The 17,541-nt window shown below is 63.8% G+C and carries 12 protein-coding genes and 1 tRNA gene; 8 read left to right on the forward strand and 5 right to left on the reverse strand.

Annotated features, from left to right (window positions below; all coding sequences use genetic code 11):
- Positions 1-415 precede the first annotated feature (415 nt).
- Positions 416-1,468, forward strand: a complete 1,053-nt coding sequence (locus tag IVB24_RS31615; protein ID WP_247457857.1) for a tyrosine-type recombinase/integrase — start codon at positions 416-418, stop codon at positions 1,466-1,468.
- Between the two features lie 239 nt (positions 1,469-1,707).
- Here the strand turns inward: IVB24_RS31615 and IVB24_RS31620 are convergent.
- From IVB24_RS31620 to IVB24_RS31640, 5 genes are all read right to left on the reverse strand, one after another.
- A tRNA-Lys gene (locus IVB24_RS31620) sits at positions 1,708-1,783 on the reverse strand.
- A gap of 157 nt (positions 1,784-1,940) precedes the next feature.
- Complete coding sequence (locus IVB24_RS31625; RefSeq protein ID WP_140480781.1) at positions 1,941-2,558, reverse strand: Spy/CpxP family protein refolding chaperone; 618 nt, start codon at positions 2,556-2,558, stop codon at positions 1,941-1,943.
- A 206-nt stretch (positions 2,559-2,764) separates the two neighbouring features.
- Complete coding sequence (locus IVB24_RS31630) at positions 2,765-3,769, reverse strand: TRAP transporter substrate-binding protein (RefSeq protein WP_140480782.1); 1,005 nt, start codon at positions 3,767-3,769, stop codon at positions 2,765-2,767.
- A 265-nt stretch (positions 3,770-4,034) separates the two neighbouring features.
- Positions 4,035-5,597 carry a 2-isopropylmalate synthase gene (locus IVB24_RS31635; RefSeq protein WP_247770351.1) on the reverse strand — a complete coding sequence of 521 codons (1,563 nt, stop codon included), beginning with the start codon at positions 5,595-5,597 and terminating at the stop codon, positions 4,035-4,037.
- A 1,307-nt stretch (positions 5,598-6,904) separates the two neighbouring features.
- Positions 6,905-7,168 (reverse strand): hypothetical protein, encoded by a 264-nt coding sequence (locus IVB24_RS31640; RefSeq protein ID WP_094977853.1) that lies wholly within the window; start codon positions 7,166-7,168, stop codon positions 6,905-6,907.
- Between the two features lie 222 nt (positions 7,169-7,390).
- Between IVB24_RS31640 and IVB24_RS31645 the strand changes: the two genes are divergently transcribed.
- The 7 genes from IVB24_RS31645 to uvrA all read left to right on the forward strand — a co-directional run bounded on the left by IVB24_RS31645 (position 7,391) and on the right by uvrA (position 17,469).
- The gene (locus IVB24_RS31645) at positions 7,391-8,638 is read left to right on the forward strand and encodes an SMP-30/gluconolactonase/LRE family protein (RefSeq protein WP_162406702.1); all 1,248 of its coding nucleotides are present in this window, start codon (positions 7,391-7,393) and stop codon (positions 8,636-8,638) included.
- 260 nt (positions 8,639-8,898) lie between these two features.
- Complete coding sequence (locus IVB24_RS31650; RefSeq protein ID WP_247770352.1) at positions 8,899-10,143, forward strand: ABC transporter substrate-binding protein; 1,245 nt, start codon at positions 8,899-8,901, stop codon at positions 10,141-10,143.
- Positions 10,144-10,244: 101 nt separating this feature from the next.
- Positions 10,245-11,120 carry a branched-chain amino acid ABC transporter permease gene (locus IVB24_RS31655; protein ID WP_247770353.1) on the forward strand — a complete coding sequence of 292 codons (876 nt, stop codon included), beginning with the start codon at positions 10,245-10,247 and terminating at the stop codon, positions 11,118-11,120.
- 1 nt (position 11,121) lies between these two features.
- On the forward strand, positions 11,122-12,048 hold the full coding sequence (locus IVB24_RS31660) for a branched-chain amino acid ABC transporter permease (protein ID WP_247770354.1): 927 nt from the start codon (positions 11,122-11,124) through the stop codon (positions 12,046-12,048).
- A complete protein-coding gene (locus IVB24_RS31665; protein WP_247770355.1) occupies positions 12,048-13,529 on the forward strand; it encodes an ATP-binding cassette domain-containing protein in 1,482 nt (493 codons plus the stop codon). Before IVB24_RS31660 ends, IVB24_RS31665 begins: the two co-directional genes overlap by 1 nt.
- Before the next feature lie 41 nt (positions 13,530-13,570).
- Positions 13,571-14,806, forward strand: a complete 1,236-nt coding sequence (locus tag IVB24_RS31670; protein ID WP_247770356.1) for an ABC transporter substrate-binding protein — start codon at positions 13,571-13,573, stop codon at positions 14,804-14,806.
- Between the two features lie 152 nt (positions 14,807-14,958).
- On the forward strand, positions 14,959-17,469 hold the full coding sequence (uvrA, locus tag IVB24_RS31675) for an excinuclease ABC subunit UvrA (protein ID WP_247770357.1): 2,511 nt from the start codon (positions 14,959-14,961) through the stop codon (positions 17,467-17,469).
- Positions 17,470-17,541 lie beyond the last annotated feature (72 nt).

The following is a 17,541-nucleotide window of genomic DNA, read 5'->3' on the forward strand; positions in this document are numbered from 1 at the left end:
ACACCACTAGATTCCCTGCTTCCCTTTCGTCCAATAATCATCTCGCACGGACCGGTCCGATTCCGCTCCACACCAGCCGAATTTGCTACTCCCCGCCTTCTCCCCTTGTCGTGCGTTTTCGGCCTCGATCAATAAGAGTGCTGCCGAAACGCGGCATCAACCGGAGTATCGGCAGTGGGAGCACCGATGATCGAGCCCCGTGGCATGTCGAGAGACCAAGCTGCGGCTTACGCAGGATGCGAGTCGCTTTCAGCGTTTAACAATTGGGTTCGACGCGGGATCATGCCGAAGCCGATTCCGGGAACACGCAAATGGGACAGAAAAGCCATTGATGCGGCCCTTGACCGAATGTCCGGTCTCGATTCTAAAATGCAACTCCAGCGATCACCCTATGATGAATGGAAGGCCTCGCAAAATGAGGGTGCGGCTCAAAGGCATCAACAGCCTCACAAAGAAGCTCGCTGACGGGACAACGAAGACGTACTGGTACGCTTGGAAGGGCGGTCCACGCATCGATGCTGAACCCGGCACGCCAGATTTCATAAGGCTCTACGGGGAAGCTACTGCGGCTAAAAAGAAGAACGCTGAAACATTCAGCTCATTGATCGACTACTTCAAGGACCAGAGCGAATACACGGGCCTTGGCGACAAGAGCAAGCGCGCCTACGATCAGTACCTCGCGCTGATCGAGGCCGAGTTCGGCGAGATGCCGATCGGCGCGCTCGAGGATCGGCGTTCGCGCGGAGATTTCAAGGCTTTCCGCAATACCTTCGCAGCCACGCCGCGCAAGGCTGATTACGTCTGGACGACGATCGCGCGCGTGCTCTCGGTTGCGAAGGATCATGGCAGGATCTCTGTGAACGTCTGCGAGCGCGGCGGTCGGCTTTATGAATCCGATCGGTCGGAGATCGTATGGAGCGCCGAAGACATCCGTTCGTTTTGCGGTGTAGCGTCCATCGAGCTGCAGGCGGCTCTGCTGCTCGCTCTATGGACCGGCCAGCGCCAGGGAGACCTGTTGCGGCTGACCTGGAGCAACTACGATGGCACGTATATCCGGCTGCGTCAGTCGAAGGGCCGCGGCAGCAACGGCCGGCGGCGCGTAACGATCCCGGTCGGGCCGCCGCTGAAGGCCGCGCTTGACGCTGCGCTCAACCAAAAGCGCTCAGCCGTCACCATCTTGGTCAACTCGTTCGGCCGACCTTGGACGGAGGACGGTTTCCGGACAAGCTGGGACAAGGCATTCAAAAGGACTTCGCTGAAGGACTTGCACTTCCACGATTTGCGCGGAACCGCTGTCACACGGCTCGCGCTGTCGAATTGCTCAGTGCCCGAGATTGCCGCGATAACGGGGCACTCCATGGCCACGGTGCAGCAGATACTCGATGCGCACTATCTCGGCGGCCGCGTAGAACTCGCGGAGTCAGCGATCAAGAAGCTCAGTGCAGTTTACGGACAAGCGCAGAAATGAAGGTTTGGGATGTGGATGGGATTCCAGGTGAAGGCGTTCATCGGTCGCCAAGGCTTCTGCGTGAGAGAGTGCTCCACGCCGCCGGGAACGAGGTAACCGCTGCGGTAACGCGCAGCAATCCCGCCAATCGTCCATGAGGAGCGTGCGGATGAGCACGAAAACCGAACAAAAACTCCCAACTGACCTCCCAACTGAAAGGTCCGTTCTGGGGCACAGCTTTGGTAAGCCTTTGATTTATTTGGTGGGCGCACCAGGGCTCGAACCTGGGACCCGCTGATTAAGAGTCAGCTGCTCTACCAACTGAGCTATGCGCCCGAAAGGCGGTGATTGCCTTGCGAGGTCGGTCGTTTAGCAAAGCGATCCGGGTATGGCAAGCGATGCAATGAAGGTTTTTCCAAAGTCCCCAGAAAGCGAAAAGCCGCTGGATTCCAGCGGCTTCTCCAGGGTTAATCGTCGCGAAATCCAGCCCCGTTCAGAGCCGGCCCTCGCGGTCCCGGTCGGGGCCGCCGTCGCGGTCGGAGCGGTCACGATGGAAGTGCTCCATGTTGCGCTCCATCATGCGGTCCATGCCGCGCTCCATGAAGTGGCGGTGCGAGCCGTCTTCGCCGCCTCCGAACGGCCCGCGGTGGCGGGTCAGCACGGCGAGGCGTCGCTTCTGGCCCTCGTCCAGCGTCTTGTAGAGGGGATCGGCGGCATCGGCGATCTTCTTCAGGGCTGCCGACGTCGCGCCCATGTCCTCGGCGCGCTGGCGCAGGCGGGCGACCGGATCCTCCGGCCTGTCCCTGTCAGCATTCCTGCCGGCATCGCCAGGGCCGGCATTCATCCGCGCATTGGCGCGGTCGATGCGCAGCTTGGCAAAGTCGCGCACAGCAGCCTCGACCGGCGGCCACAGCTTCTCCTGGTCGGCGTTGAGCTTCAAGCCGGCATGGACGGCGGCGATCCGCGCGTCGACGAGGGCGGCGCGGTCCTCGGGGTTCATGCGGATGTGGTGGCGCATGTGCTCCATCCACGGGCGATGATATTGGGCATAGACCGCGCCCGAGCCGGCGATGCTGAGCACGGCAATGGCGGCAATGGTGAACTTCTTCATCCGGACCTCCTCTGGAAGGATGGCCATGAAGATGGGCGCCGGACGGCTGACAAGCAACTTACAATCTGGACAGGGAGCATGTCCTTACGAAGATGTAACGCGCGATTTTACCTCCAGCCGCGATCGGAAATCATTCGCAACAAAAAGGCTTCCGTGCAGACCGCACGGAAGCCTTCGTTCATCGTTCGGAGCTCAGTTCGTCGTGCTCAGTTCGTCGTGCTCTTGGCCTCTTTGAGGAATTCGTCGATCAAGGGTTGGCCGATGCGGCCTGCGGCATCCTTGTAGACCGGCTCCATCGCCTTGCGCATCGCCTCGTTCTGCTCCGGCGTGAGCTTGATGATCTCGCTCTTGCCGCTCTTCTTGATCTCGGCGAGCGCGTCGTCGTTCTCCTTCTGCGACTGCGCGTTGCCGAACTCGGTCGCTTCCTTCATCGCCTTGGTGAGCTGGTCGCGGATGTCGGCCGGCAGATCGTCCCAGAACTTCTTGTTCACGATCACGACGTAGCCGATGTAGCCGTGATTGGTCTCGGTGATGTACTTCTGCACCTCGTGCATCTTCTGGGTATAGATGTTCGACCAGGTGTTTTCCTGGCCGTCGACCACGCCGGTCTGCAGCGCCTGATAGACCTCGGAGAACGCCATCACCTGCGGCAGCGAGCTGAGCGCCTTGAACTGGGCCTGCAGCACGCGTGACGACTGGATGCGGAACTTGACGCCCTGATAGTCGGCCGGGGTGATCAGCTTCTTGTTGGCGCTCATCTGCTTGAAGCCGTTGTCCCAATAGGCAAGGCCGGTGATGCCCTTGGCATCCAGCAGCTTGAGCAGCCGGGTGCCCAGCGGGCCATCCGTCACCTTCCGCAGCGTCTTCAGGTCGGGCAGGATGTAGGGGAGGTCGAACACCTCGAACTCGCGGATGCCGAGCGGTCCGAATTTGGAGTTGGACGGCGCCAGCATCTGCACGCTGCCGAGCTGGAGCGCCTCGAGCTCTTCCTTGTCCTTGTACAGCGTCGAGTTCGGGTAGACCTCGACCTTGACCTTGCCGCCGGTGTACTTCTCGGCGAGTTCCTTGAACTTCTCCGCCGCCTTGCCCTTCGGCGTCTCGGTGGCGACGACGTGACTGAACTTGATGATGATTGGCGATTGGGCCGATGCCGGCCCGGCAAGCCCGAGTGCCAGTGCCGCGATCGACGCGGCGATTGCGAAGGTGCGCATAATCTCTCCCTGATGTTATCTAAGCCGCCCGCGCGGGCGACCAATGCTTGTTCCGGCTGCATCAATACAGGCCCGCCGGTGTGGACTGCTATTGGCCGTTAGCAGGGCGGCCATTCGCGGTAACCAACGCCGTCATTCCGGGGCGATGCGAAGCATCGAGCTACGATGTGCAATTGCACATCGGAGGATCCCCAGATCCTCAGGTGCGCAATTGCGCTCCATAGTTCGCCTCTTCGAGACGCCCCGGGATAACGAGCTTCGCTCGTCAGCTCGCAGCCGTCGTTGTCACGGTGTCACGCTGGCGCTTCATGACGATCTTGTTGAGCGCGCCGAGATAGGCCTTGGCCGAGGCCACCAGCGTGTCCGGATCCGCCGCGCGCGCCGTCATCGCACGTCCCTCGTGCGACAGGCGCACCGAGACCTCGGCTTGTGCATCGGTACCTTGGGTGACGGCGTGGACCTGGTACAGCTCCAGCTTGGCCTCGTGCGGCACCAGGCGCTTGATACAGTTGAACACCGCATCGACCGGACCGTTGCCCTCGGCTTCCTCGATCTTGATCTGGCCGTCGACGTCGAGCTTCATGGTCGCGCGCTGCGGGCCATGGGTGCCGGCGATCACGGTCAGCGAGGTCAGCTTGATGCGGTCGTGCGACGCCGCCATCTCCTCGTCGACCAGCGCCTCGATGTCCTCGTCGTAGATGTCCTTCTTACGGTCGGCAAGAGCCTTCATCCGCGTGAACGCATCTTCCAGCTGGTTCGGGCCGAGCTTGTAGCCCATCTCCTCCAGCTTGTGCACGAAGGCGTGGCGGCCGGAATGCTTGCCGAGCACCAACGAGGACTGCTTCAGGCCGACCATCTCGGGGCGCATGATCTCGTAGGTCGAGGCGTCCTTCAGCACCCCGTCCTGATGGATGCCGCTCTCGTGCGCGAACGCGTTCCGGCCGACGATGGCCTTGTTGTATTGCACCGGGAACGAGGTCGCCGCCGAGACCACCTTGGAGGCGCGGGTCAGCTGCGTGGTGTCGATCTTGTTCCAGTAGGGGAATTTGTCGTTGCGGACATTAATCGCCATCACGATCTCTTCGAGCGCGGCGTTGCCGGCGCGCTCGCCGATGCCGTTGACGGTGCACTCGACCTGGCGCGCGCCGCCCATGATGCCGGCCAGCGAGTTCGCCACGGCCATGCCGAGGTCGTTGTGGCAATGCACCGAGAATACCGCCTTGTCCGAGTTCGGCACGCGCTCAATCAGCGTCCTCATGAAGTGGGTGTATTCCTCGGGCACCGTGTAGCCGACGGTGTCGGGGATGTTCACCGTGGTGGCGCCGGCCTTGATGACGGCTTCCACGATGCGGCACAGATAGTCCATCTCGCTGCGGGTGCCGTCCTCGGCCGACCATTCGACGTCGTCGATCTGGTTACGGGCGCGCGCGACCATGGCAACCGAGGTCTCGAGCACCTGCTCGGGGGTCTTGTTCAGCTTCACCCGCATATGCAGCGGCGAGGTCGCGATCACGGTGTGAACGCGGCCGCGCTTGGCAAATTTCACGGCTTCGGCGCAGCGGTCGATATCGGCCGGATGGGCGCGGGACAGACCGGCGATCACGGCGTTCTTGGAGCGGCGGGCGATCTCGCTCACCGCCTGGAAGTCGCCCTCGGAGGTGATGGGGAAGCCGGCCTCGATGACGTCGACGCCCATATCATCCAGCAGCTCCGCGACCTCGAGTTTCTCCTCGAAGGTCATGGTGGCGCCGGGGCACTGCTCGCCGTCGCGCAGCGTGGTGTCGAAAATGATGACGCGGTCCTTATCGGACTTGTTCGCGGGGGCCATTGTAAAATTCCTTTTGAGCTTTCGCGCCGTCAGTCTTAAGGGCGCTTGAGGTGTCCGGTGATCTCGACCAACCCCTGAGCGCCCAGGCGCGTGGCGCCCAGCCGGCCCTCAGGGGCAAGTAAGAAGAAGCCCGCCAATCAGGAGGGTGGGCAGCAGCGCGGCCGGGATCGTGGCGGCGGCCAGAGCCACCTCCCCCGAAATCCCATCGATTTGGCCGCGAATCAGCATTGCCAGACCCTTTTGAGCCCATAAATCCTCGGCCAAAACCGTTGACGGTTGGTTGCCAGAGGGCTCAGTAGCCTGTTTCTAGACGAGAAATAGCCGCAACTGCAACGCCAAAAGATGGTCAGGGAACCTGACCTGGTTGGGAGTCGTCCCGCTCTCTCCGTGTCCCGGACAAGCCGCAGCGCCTCTCGGCGTTGCGGCGCAGAGCCGGGATCCAGGACGGCACGGGACGCGCCGAGATTGGCGCCGGCTCTGCAGCAGTGCGCAATTGCGCACTGGCCGGGCGACGACATTGAATGTGTGGTTGCAGACATGCCTTCTCGTCCTCGCGGCGGATTTCGCCCGAGCTTTGCTTCGTCGCTCCACCCTCTGATCCAAGAGGGCACAGGGAAGGCCGGGTGCCGGCTGGCACCCGCGGTCCGCTGCGCGAAAGGCACGCGCAAAAAGAACCGCACAGCAGCATACAGGTGTCGCCGATCACTCGGCCTTCCCTGCGCAGTGGCTGGACGGCTTATGCCGTGATCTCCCGGGAGCCGACCATTCCTTTTGGCCTCCCTCGCCCCGCGAATTTAAATGATGCAGTCTGCCCGGTTGGGCTCGCTCGCACCTTCGCGAAAGACTTGACCGTGGCAACGACGGTCAGGACCACACGGTTTTGCCGTACGCACGGCCCGCCATGTCGCCGCAGTATTCCCGAGCCCTGTCGACAGAGCCGAAAACTTACGAGCGAGACGAAGCCTGACAGCGCCGTCGTCCGCACGAAGCCTCGGGCTCACAGGGACTACCCGCCCTGCCCGCACCTCTCGTGCCGACGCTGCCGCGTCCACCGCAACCCCGGCTCGCGAACATGACGACTTCACGTCGCCCCTCTTGGGTGAGCCGGGATGGGCGACACATACGCCGAAACCGAATTTCGGTAAAGTGGAATATTTTTGCGTGCGTGGATTGACAGAGGGCGACACAGGCGCGGCGCCGTAGCCCGGGTGAGCGGAACGATACCCGGGAGCGGTGCAGCCGGCACGGAGGCCCCGGATGTCGCTTCGCTCATCCGGGCTACGGGACTACGCGCACTGCGAACTCTGCTACCCCGCGCGGCGGGCGCGGGCCCGGCTTTCCCAGCGGGTCAGCATCTGGCCGAGTTCGCCGGTGACGACGGGGGCCGCGGTGATCGCGCTCGCGATCTCGTTGGTGTTCGCAGGCGCGTTGGCGGAGAGCCAATCCGGCTCGCTATATTCCCGCCAGCGGCGGGCTTCCGCGCGTCGTTTGCTGGAGATGTGATCACGCGTGAAATAGCCGGCCGCGAACGCGATCCCAAGCAACACGATCAATACGATGACGCCAGCCACATTCAACTCCGTGCATCTGCCCGGCCGGTTCTTGCGTGGCAATCCGCGCGAAATCAAGGCTTCGACACGGCTTTTTTCTCCAGCGCATTCGAATATGACGACATTGCGGCTCACAACCGCACGGAAGAATTCTATTCCTCTCGCAACCGGAGGCGGACCGCATTAACCTCCGCTTCCGCTCGGCCGGATCAACCGGTCAGCGAACATCATTGGGAGGACGCGATGACACGCCAGGAGACGGGTGAGCCAGCGGCTCGTTACCAAGAGCAGCGTGAGCAGGATGCCGCGCTTTCACGACGAACACTCGTCCGGGGGCTTGCGCTTGGCGCCGCGGCCACGCTCGCCGGCCCTGCGCTGGCCCAGACCGGACCCGCCGCACCGCCGACCACCATCACCACCCCGCCGCGCGATTTCGGCCCCCGCGGCGCGCCGACCACTTATTTCTGGGACCCCGACATCATCGCAGTCGATCCTTCCTTCAACGATCTCGCGCAGCCCAACACCGCGATCAAGCGCCTGTACACCGGCGTGCTGTGGGCCGAGGGCCCGGCGTGGAGCGCGCAAGGAAGATATCTGCTGTGGAGCGACATTCCCAACAACCGGCAGATGCGCTGGAGCGAGGACGACGGCCGCGTCAGCGTGTTTCGCACGCCGTCCAACAATTCCAACGGCAATTCCTTCGACTTCCAGGGCCGCCAGCTCTCCTGCGAGCATCTGACCCGCCGGGTGACGCGCTACGAGCATGACGGCACCGCCACCGTGCTCTGCGACAATTACAACGGCAAGAAGCTGAACTCGCCGAACGACGTGGTCGCACATCCCGACGGCAGCTACTGGTTCACCGATCCACCCTATGGCGGCCAACTCTATGAGGGCGAACCCGACGCCGCAGGCGGCCCGAGCAATGCGGGCGGAAAGCTCAATCCACGGATCGGACAGCCCGCCGGCTTCGTCCCCGGCAAGCGCGAACTGCCGACCAATTGCTATCGCATCGATCCCTCAGGTCGCATCGATCTCGTCGTGACCGAGGAGCAGGTGCCGGACCCGAACGGCCTGTGCTTCTCGCCCGACTACAAGAAGCTCTACGTCGCCTCAACCGGCAAGGGACCGGGCGACACAGGCCCGGGCGGCAAAGGCGATATCTTCGTGTTCGACGTCGGGGCTGACAACAAGCTGTCCAACGGCAAGAGGTTCAGCGACTGCGTGATCGACGGCGTCAAATGCGGACCTGACGGCCTGCGCTGCGACGTCAATGGCAATGTCTGGGCGTCCAGCAATGCAGGGCGCGCGGTCGGCTACAACGGCGTGACGGTATGGTCACCGGAAGGCAAGCTGCTCGGCCGCATCCGCCTGCCGGAGGTGTGCGGCAACATCACCTTCGGCGGCCCCAAGCGCAACCGCCTGTTCATGGCCGCGAGCCAATCGCTCTACGCGGTGTTCACCGCAACGCAGGGCGCGGGCCCGGGCTGAGCGCAAGGCATCATCGAGGGCGTCGGCATCACACGACGCCCTCGACATTTCGAATCTAGCGCGTGTCGAACCCTGGTTCCGCGCCGCGGTTTTTCTGGCACTGAAGAGAAGTGGCAAGGACTGCCCGCAATTTGCGCAGGCGCTAGACTTTAGTCCCGCTCTCACGATCATGAACGCGGTTTCACTTGCCGAGACCTCCCTCGCCGCTATAGTGCGACATAATGGCTCACAAGAGGCCTGTTCGAAGGGAGAGAAAAAAAATGAATAATGCACTCTCTGTTGCATTGCGAATGACGCTCGGTGTGGCCGCGACCACCGCGATGATGACAGCGTCAAGCGCGGCCAAAGCGGCAGATCCGATCAAGATCGGCGTGATCGCGGAAGCTCAGGCGATTGCCGGCGCATCCATTCCGCAGGCGGCACAGCTCGCAGCGGACGAGATCAATGCGAAAGGCGGCGTCGAAGGCCGCAAGATCGAAATCGTCTCCTACGACAATCACTCCTCCTCGGCAGATTCAGTGCGAGCGTTCCAGCGCGCCGTGAACGAGGACAAGGTCAACATCGTCATCGCGAGTTATATCAGCGAGGTCGTGCTGGCGCTCGAGCCCTGGGCTTCGCGGCTGAAGACGCCGTTCGTCACGCCTGGCGCAGCGTCAAACGAAATCAGCAAGAGCGTCCATAGCGACTACGCGAAGAACAAGTACACTTTCCACGGCTATCTGACCTCGGCGGCACTGGCGCTTTCGGTCTGCGATGCCGCCAAGGATCTACTCGTCGACAAGATGCACATGAAGACCGCAGTCATCATGAGCGAGGACGCCGCCTGGACCAAGCCGCTCGACACCGGCTACGAAGAATGTCTGCCCAAGATCGGGCTGAAAGTGCTCGACCACGTCCGCTTCTCGCCCGACACCACCGACTTCACGCCGATCTTCAACAAGATCGAGGGCTCCAAGCCGGATGTCATCATCACTGGCATTTCCCACGTCGGCGTGCAGCCGACGGTGCAGTGGAAAAACCAGCAAGTGCCGATTCCGATGTTCGGCATCTCCTCGCAGGCCACCAACGAGACCTTCGGCAAGGACACCAATCAGGCGGCCGAGGGCGTGCTCTATCAGGGCGTCTCCGGTCCAGGCGTCGCGGTGACGCCGAAGTCGGTGCCGTTCGCAGAAGCCTTCAAGAAGAAGTTCGGCAACTATCCCTCCTATGCCGGCTACACCGCCTATGACGAGGTCTACTATATCGCCGACGCGGTGAAGCGGGCTGGCTCGACCGACGCCGACAAGCTCGTCGATGCGCTGGAGAAGACCGACTGGGAAGGTACGATCGGCCGCGTCCAGTTCTACGGCAAGGACGATCCGTTCACCCACTCGATCAAGTACGGCAAGGGCCTGATCACCGGGCTGATGCTGCAATGGCAGGACGGCAAGCAGGTCGCGGTCTGGCCCAAGGACGTCGCGAAGGCCGACGTCAAGTTCCCGAGCTTCGTCAAGCTCAGCAATTAGCAGGAAATGCTCCCGGGACCACTTCCCGGGAGCTTCCACATGCGTCCAACGCAGCACCGTCCCTCAAAGCGGCAGCCCGGCTGCCATCCGGCCTATCATCAATGCGAGCCTTCCAGATCTTGATCGATGGCTTTGCCATCAGCGCTCTCTACGCTCTCGGTGCCACCGGCTTTACCCTGATCTTCGGCGTCTCGGGCGTGCTCAACCTCTCTCACGGTGCCATCATGGTCGCGGCAGCGGTGGCGGCCTGGGCCGCGGCCAGCGTGCTTGGTGTCGGCACCTATGTCGGCGCACTGATCGGAGTGGCGGTCGCGCTCCTCACCGCGTTTGCCACCTATTTCGCGGTGGTGAAGCCGATCCAGGATTCCCGGCGCATTCCCAATGAGGAGAAGGAGATCTTCGTTCTCACGGGAACGCTGCTCTGGGGCATCATGATCCAGGAGCTGATCGCCTATTTCTTCACCAACAACGCCAAGACCGTGCTGCCGATCGTCGAGGGCGTCGTCGAGATCCTCGGCGTTCGCACGCCGAAGAACGAGATCTTCACGGCGATCGTGTGCTGCCTCGTCATCGCGCTGCTGTGGCTTCTGGTGAACCGCACCCGCATCGGCAAAGCCGTGCTGGCGGCCTCAATGAACCCGCGCGGCGTCACGCTGCTCGGACTCGAGCTCACCAACATCTACGTCGTGGTGTGGGCGATCTACGGCATTCTCGCCGGCATCGCCGGCGTGCTGCTCGGCATGTTCCTCGGCGTCAGCTCCTACAGCGTCGGACCGTTGACGGCGAGCGCGTTCTCGATCGTCGTGCTCGGCGGCCTCGGCAGCGTCTCCGGCTCGCTGATCGCCGCCTTCGTGGTCGGCTATCTCGAGACGCTGACGGCCTACCTCGTCTCGCCGGCCTATCGCACCATCCCGGCGCTGCTGCTGCTCGTGTTCGTGATGTACATCCGGCCTCAAGGCCTGCTGGGGAGGCGCTGAGATGTCCAACTTCTTCACCTCGCGCCTGTTCTTCATCTCGATCGCGCTCGTCGTCATTGCGGCAACGCTGCCGCTCTACGTCTCCGGCTACGTGCTCGGGCTACTGACCGTCGCCTTCTATTTCGGCGTGTTCGCGATGGCCTGGGATCTGTTGTTCGGCTTCGCAGGCGAAGTGAATTTCGGGCCGACCTTCCTGATCGGCGTCGGCGCCTACACCGCCGGCATCCTGAACGCCCAGTTCGGCTGGTCGGTTTATCTCTGTATCGTGTTGGGAGCGCTCGCCTCCGTGATCGCCGGCCTCGTGCTGGCGCTGCCGGCGCTGCGCGTGCGCGGACCGTATTTCGGCCTGACCACGCTGGTCGCGGTGCTGATGTTGCAGAACTTCATCGTCGTGTTCGCCGACCTCACCGGCGGCGAGATCGGGCTCACCATCCCCGACGTCATCAGCATCAACGCCGGCACCAACTACTGGATCGCGCTCGGCTTCATGACCATCTCGGCGGCCATCCTCTACGGCCTGTCGCAATCGCCGATCGGCCTCGTGCTGCAGGCGAGCGGCCAGGACCCGGTGCAGGCCGGCGCGCTCGGCTTCAACATCGTCAAGCACAAGCTCGCTGCCTTCGTCGTCAGCGCGTTCTTCTCGGGGCTGTCGGGCGCGCTGCTGGTGTTCTACTTCGGCACCGCCTCGGTCGGCACCGTCGTCGACGTCGCCGTCGGCGTCAACGTGATCGTTGCGGCGGTGCTCGGCGGCCGGCGCACCGTGCTGGGCGCGGCGCTAGGGGCGATCTTCCTGATCGTCGCCGGCGAGTTCCTGCGCCCGACCGGCGAGCTCGCGACCTTCATCGTCTCGGCGGTCGCCCTGCTCGTCGTGCTGTTCTTCCCCGGCGGCTTCCTCGGAGCGGCCCTCTCGCGCGAGGCGCGTTCGTGATGGATATGAGGCTTTCAAACCGTGCCGTGCTCGAAGTCCGCGGACTGACCAAGCGTTTCGGCGGCCTGACCGCAGTGAAGAACCTGGGCTTCGAGGTCAACAGCGGCGAGATCTTCGGCCTGATCGGACCGAACGGATCGGGCAAATCGACCGCGATGAAGAGCGTGATGGGGATCGAACGCCCGACCTCGGGCGAGGTGATCTTCGAGGGCGAGAACGTCGCCGGCCTGCCCGCGCACAAGATCGCGCGCAAGGGCTTCGGCATGGTGTTCCAGCACTCGCGGCCGCTGAACCGCCAGACCGTGCTGGAGAACATCCTTGTCGCGCTGCTGCCGGACAGCCTGTTCATGCTGTTCCCGGACAAGGCGCTGGTCGAGCGCGCCAAGTGGATCGCCGAGCGCGTCGGGCTCGGCGATGTGATGAACCGCCGCCCGCCGACGCTGCCCTTTGCGGATCTGCGCCGGCTCGAGCTTGCGAAAGCGATCGCGCGCGATCCCAAGGTCGTCCTGGTCGACGAACCCTTCGCAGGACTGACACGGGCCGAGGTCGACATCTTCTCCGAGCTGATCCGAAGTTTCCGCGACGAGGGCCGCGCGGTGATGCTCGTCGACCACAACGTCAAGAGCGTCGCCGCGCTGGTCGACCGCGTGCTCGCGATGTATCTCGGCGAGGAGATCGTCACCGGCAAGGCCGAGGACGTGATGAAGAACGAAACGGTACGGAAGGTCTATCTTGGCGGCGCCCTCGAGACCCATGCGCGGCCCGAAACCGGCTTTAAGGACGAGGTGCCGCTGCTGCAGGTCGAGCATGTCAGCGTATTCTACGGCAAGGCGCAGGCGCTGGAGAACGTCTCGATCCACGTTCACGAGGCCGAGTTCGTCTCCATCGTCGGCCTCAACGGCGCCGGCAAGACCACGCTGTTCAACACCATCTCCGGCTTCCTGCCCTATACCGGCGAGATCGTGCGCGGCGGCGACAAACTGCGCGGCACCAGTCCGGCGAAGATCGCGCGCAGCGGCCTCGTGCAGTGCCCGGAATCGCGGGAGCTGTTCGGCGAGATGAGCGTGCGGGAGAACCTCGATCTCGGCGGACAGCACCTGTCCGACGACGAGCGCGCCAAGCAGCTTGCCTGGCTGTTCGAGCTGTTCCCGATCCTGAAGGAACGCCAGGGCCAGATGGCCCAGACGCTCTCGGGCGGCGAGCAGCAGATGCTGGCGATCGGCCGCGCGCTGATGATGCAGCCGCAGATCCTGATCCTGGACGAGCCGACGCTGGGCCTTGCCCCCGTCATCCTCGAGCAATTGTCCAAGGCGCTGGAGAAGTTGCGGCAGACCACGGCGATCACGGTGCTGCTCGGCGAGCAGAACGTGACCTTCGCGCTGCCGCATGCCGACCGCGTCTACGTGCTGGAGCATGCCAGGATCGTCTGGGAGGGCGATCCCGGCCGCTTCGCAAGCGAGGCCGGCGCGGATTTTCTCTAGTTCGTACATCTCGACAACAAAACAACGAAAGGGAAACGACCATGCGATCTTCAGTTCTCGGCAGCAGCCTGCTCGCCTCCGCGCTGGTGCTGTGCCTCGCGGCGCCCGCCTACGCGCAGTCGAACGATCCGATCAAGATCGGCGTCATCGCCGAGGTGCAGTCGATCGCGGGTGCGGCGACGCCGGGTGGCGCGCAGATCGCCGCCGACGAGATCAACGCCAAGGGCGGCATTCTCGGCCGCAAGGTCGAGATAGTCACCTACGACAACAAGAGCTCCTCGGCGGATTCCGTGCGCGCCTTCCAGCGCGCGGTGAGCGAGGACAAGGTCTCCGCCGTGATCGCGAGCTACATCAGCGAGGTCGTGCTGGCACTGGAGCCCTGGGCGGCGCGGCTGAAGATGCCGCTGATCACGCCCGGCGCCGCCTCGAACGAGATCACCAAGGCGATCCACAACGACTATGAGAAGAACAAGTACACCTTCCACGGCTATCTGACGTCGGCCGCGCAGGCGCAGATCGTCTGCGACGCCGCCAAGGATCTCCTCGTCGACAAGCTCAAGTTCAAGACCGTCGCGATCATGAGCGAGGACGCCGCCTGGACCAAGCCGCTCGACGTCGGCTACGAGGCCTGCCTGCCGAAGGCAGGCCTGAAGGTGGTCGAGCACGTGCGCTTCTCGCCCGACACCACCGACTTCACGCCGATCTTCAACAACATCGAGAGCAAGAAGCCTGACGTGATCGTCACCGGCATCTCGCATGTCGGGGTGCAGCCGACGGTGCAGTGGAAGAACCAGCAGGTGCCGATCCCGATGTTCGGCATCAGCGCGCAGGCGCTGAGCCCGACTTTCTGGAAGGACACCAATGGCGCCGCCGACGGCGTGCCCTCGCTTGCAGTGGCTACTCCGGACGTTGCGGTGACCCCGAAGACGAAGCCGTTCGCGGCTGCATTCAAGGCCAAGTTCGGTTCGGCGCCGGCCTATACCGGTTATACCGCCTATGACGAGGTCTACATGATCACCGACGCGATCAAGCGCGCCGGCTCGACCGATCCCGACAAGATGGTCGCCGAGCTGGAAAAGACCGACTACGAAGGCACGATCGGCAAGATCCAGTTCTACGGCAAGAACGACGAGTTCACCCACGGCATCAAGTCGGGGCCGGGCGCCGTGACGGGCCTCGTCTTCCAGTGGCAGGATTCCAAGCAGGTCGTGGTCTGGCCCGAGAAGATCGCGGAGGGCAAGCTGAAGTTTCCGAACTTCGTGAAGCTGTCGCAGTAAGCGCCGGGCGAGCCGTTCCGCGGCCCCTTGCAAGGCCCGTCGTCGACCGCGGCGGGCCTTCGCCTTGTGCAGAACACTGCCGGTCCCACTGGCCTCAAAGGACCCATCCTGCGATCCTGCCGTTGTTTCCCCAGCGAGCCGGAGGAGGCGAGATGGACGATCAACCGGGACGGCCCGACAGCCTGATGCAGGACGACGGCTTCGTGCGGGTGCGCGGGGCGCGCGAGCACAATCTCAGGAACGTCGACGTCAGGATTCCGCGCAACGCCCTCGTCGTGTTCACGGGCGTGTCGGGCTCCGGAAAATCCTCGCTCGCCTTTGGAACGATCTACGCCGAGGCGCAGCGGCGCTATCTGGAATCGGTGTCGCCCTACGCGCGGCGGCTGTTCCACCAGATGCAGATCCCCGAGGTCGACGACATCGAGGGCCTGCCGCCCGCGGTCGCGCTCCAGCAGCAGCGCGGCTCGCCGACGACGCGGTCGTCGGTCGGCAGCGTCACCACCATCTCGAACCTGCTCAGGATGCTCTATTCGCGCGCCGGCGATTATCCGCGGGGGCAACCGATGCTCTATGCGGAATCGTTCTCGCCGAACACGCCCGAGGGCGCCTGCCCGACCTGCCACGGCATCGGACGGATGCTCGACGTCACCGAAAAATCGATGGTGCCCGACGACACCAAGACGATCCGCGAGCGCGCCGTCGCGGCCTGGCCGAGCGCCTGGCAGGGACAGAACCTCCGGGACATCCTGACGACGCTTGGCTACGACGTCGACAAGCCCTGGCGGGAGCTGCCCAAAAAAGACCGCGACTGGATCCTGTTCACGGACGAGCAGCCGACCGTGCCTGTCTATGCCGGTTTTGACGCCGCCGAGGTCAAGCGCGCCCTTCGCCGCAAGGAAGAGCCTAGCTATCAGGGCACCTTCACCGGCGCCAGGCGCTACGTGATGCAGACCTACGCCAAGTCCGAGAGTGCGATGATGAAGCGCCGGGTCGCGCAATTCCTGATCACGCGGGACTGCCCGACCTGCCATGGCACAAGGCTGAAGCCCGAGGCGCTCAAGGTGAAGTTCGCCGGGCGCAACATCGCCGAAATATCGCACCTGCCGCTGAAGCAGTTGCACGAAGTGATCAGGCCGTTTGCGAGACCTTCGGCGGACAAATCGGAGAAGACCGTCGTCGCGATGCGCATCTGCGAGGATCTGTCGGCGCGCCTTGCCGTCCTGCTCGACCTCGGCCTCGGCTATCTCGCCTGCGAACGCAGCACGCCGACGCTGTCGCCGGGCGAGTTGCAGCGCCTGCGTCTGGCGACGCAGGTGCGCTCCAACCTGTTCGGCGTCGTCTACGTGCTCGACGAGCCGTCCGCGGGCCTGCACCCGGCCGACACCGAGGCGCTGTTGCGGGCGCTGGACCGGCTGAAGCACGCCGGCAATTCCATCTTCGTGGTCGAGCACGAGATCGAGGTGATCAGGCATGCCGACTGGCTGGTGGATGTCGGCCCCGATGCCGGCGAGGGCGGCGGGCTCATCCTCTACAGCGGACCGCCGGAAGGGCTCGGCGAGATCGAGCAATCGCGCACCGCGCACTACATCGCACGTCCGCGCAAGAAACTGCCGGCGGTCCGCCGCGAGCCGAAGGGACATCTGAAGCTCCGGGGCGTGACCCGCAACAATCTGCTCGGCCTCGACGTCGACATTCCGCTCGGTGTCATCGCCGGCATCACCGGCGTGTCCGGCTCCGGCAAGTCGAGCCTGATCAGCCAATTCCTCGTCGAGACCGTGGCCGCGCATCTCGGCCATACGCTCGCCACCGATACGGACGACGACAGCCTCGCCCCGACGGTCGAGACGCTTGGCGGCAGGATCGTCGCCGGACTCGACCGGATCAATCGTCTCGTCGTCGTCGACCAGAAGCCGATCGGCCGTACGCCGCGATCCAACCTTGCGACCTATACCGGCCTGTTCGACCATGTCCGGAAACTGTTCGCGGCAACGCCTCAGGCCAAGTCGCGACGCTACGATGCCGGGCGCTTCTCGTTCAATGTTGCGAAGGGGCGCTGCGCGACCTGCAATGGCGAAGGCTTCGTCTGCGTCGAGTTGCTGTTCCTGCCCAGCGTCTACGCGCCCTGTCCGACCTGCAAGGGCGCGCGCTACAACGACAAGACGCTGGAGGTGAAGATCCGCGGAAAATCCATCGCGGACGTGCTGGCGATGCGCGTGGACGAGGCCTTCGACTTCTTCCGCGACGATGCCACGCTGAACCGGTCGCTGTCGGTCGTCCGCGAAGTCGGTCTCGGCTATATCCGCCTCGGCCAGTCCGCGACCGAACTGTCCGGCGGCGAGGCGCAGCGGATCAAGCTGGCGACCGAGCTGATGCGCCCGCAACGCGGCCACACGCTCTATGTGCTTGACGAGCCCACCACCGGCTTGCACCCGCGCGACGTCGAGCGGCTGATCGCCCAGCTCGATCGGATCGTCGATTCCGGCAACAGCGTGATCGTGGTCGAGCACGACATGGACGTCGTGGCACACAGCGACTGGATCATCGATCTCGGCCCCGGCGCCGGTGACGAGGGCGGCCGCATCGTCGCATCGGGGACGCCGGACCAGGTCGCCACAGCCGGCAGCAAGACGGCGCCTTATCTGGCGCGGCGCTTGTCGCAATAGCGCACGATCTCGCCGGGCCTCACCGTCGTCTCGCAATTGCGTTCTGCGGCGCACCCGACTTTCGCGATGTTG

Origin of the sequence: Bradyrhizobium sp. 192, assembly GCF_023100965.1 — a bacterium.
Lineage (GTDB): Bacteria > Pseudomonadota > Alphaproteobacteria > Rhizobiales > Xanthobacteraceae > Bradyrhizobium > Bradyrhizobium symbiodeficiens.

Excerpts from the sequence above, each read along its gene's own strand:
- IVB24_RS31615 (WP_247457857.1), top strand. The coding sequence starts at position 416 with ATGAGGGTGCGGCTCAAAGGCATCAACAGCCTCACAAAGAAGCTCGCT.
- IVB24_RS31625 (WP_140480781.1), bottom strand. The coding sequence starts at position 2,558 with ATGAAGAAGTTCACCATTGCCGCCATTGCCGTGCTCAGCATCGCCGGC.
- IVB24_RS31630 (WP_140480782.1), bottom strand. The coding sequence starts at position 3,769 with ATGCGCACCTTCGCAATCGCCGCGTCGATCGCGGCACTGGCACTCGGG.
- IVB24_RS31635 (WP_247770351.1), bottom strand. The coding sequence starts at position 5,597 with ATGGCCCCCGCGAACAAGTCCGATAAGGACCGCGTCATCATTTTCGAC.
- IVB24_RS31645 (WP_162406702.1), top strand. The coding sequence starts at position 7,391 with ATGACACGCCAGGAGACGGGTGAGCCAGCGGCTCGTTACCAAGAGCAG.
- IVB24_RS31650 (WP_247770352.1), top strand. The coding sequence starts at position 8,899 with ATGAATAATGCACTCTCTGTTGCATTGCGAATGACGCTCGGTGTGGCC.
- IVB24_RS31655 (WP_247770353.1), top strand. The coding sequence starts at position 10,245 with ATGCGAGCCTTCCAGATCTTGATCGATGGCTTTGCCATCAGCGCTCTC.
- IVB24_RS31660 (WP_247770354.1), top strand. The coding sequence starts at position 11,122 with ATGTCCAACTTCTTCACCTCGCGCCTGTTCTTCATCTCGATCGCGCTC.
- IVB24_RS31665 (WP_247770355.1), top strand. The coding sequence starts at position 12,048 with ATGGATATGAGGCTTTCAAACCGTGCCGTGCTCGAAGTCCGCGGACTG.
- IVB24_RS31670 (WP_247770356.1), top strand. The coding sequence starts at position 13,571 with ATGCGATCTTCAGTTCTCGGCAGCAGCCTGCTCGCCTCCGCGCTGGTG.
- uvrA (WP_247770357.1), top strand. The coding sequence starts at position 14,959 with ATGGACGATCAACCGGGACGGCCCGACAGCCTGATGCAGGACGACGGC.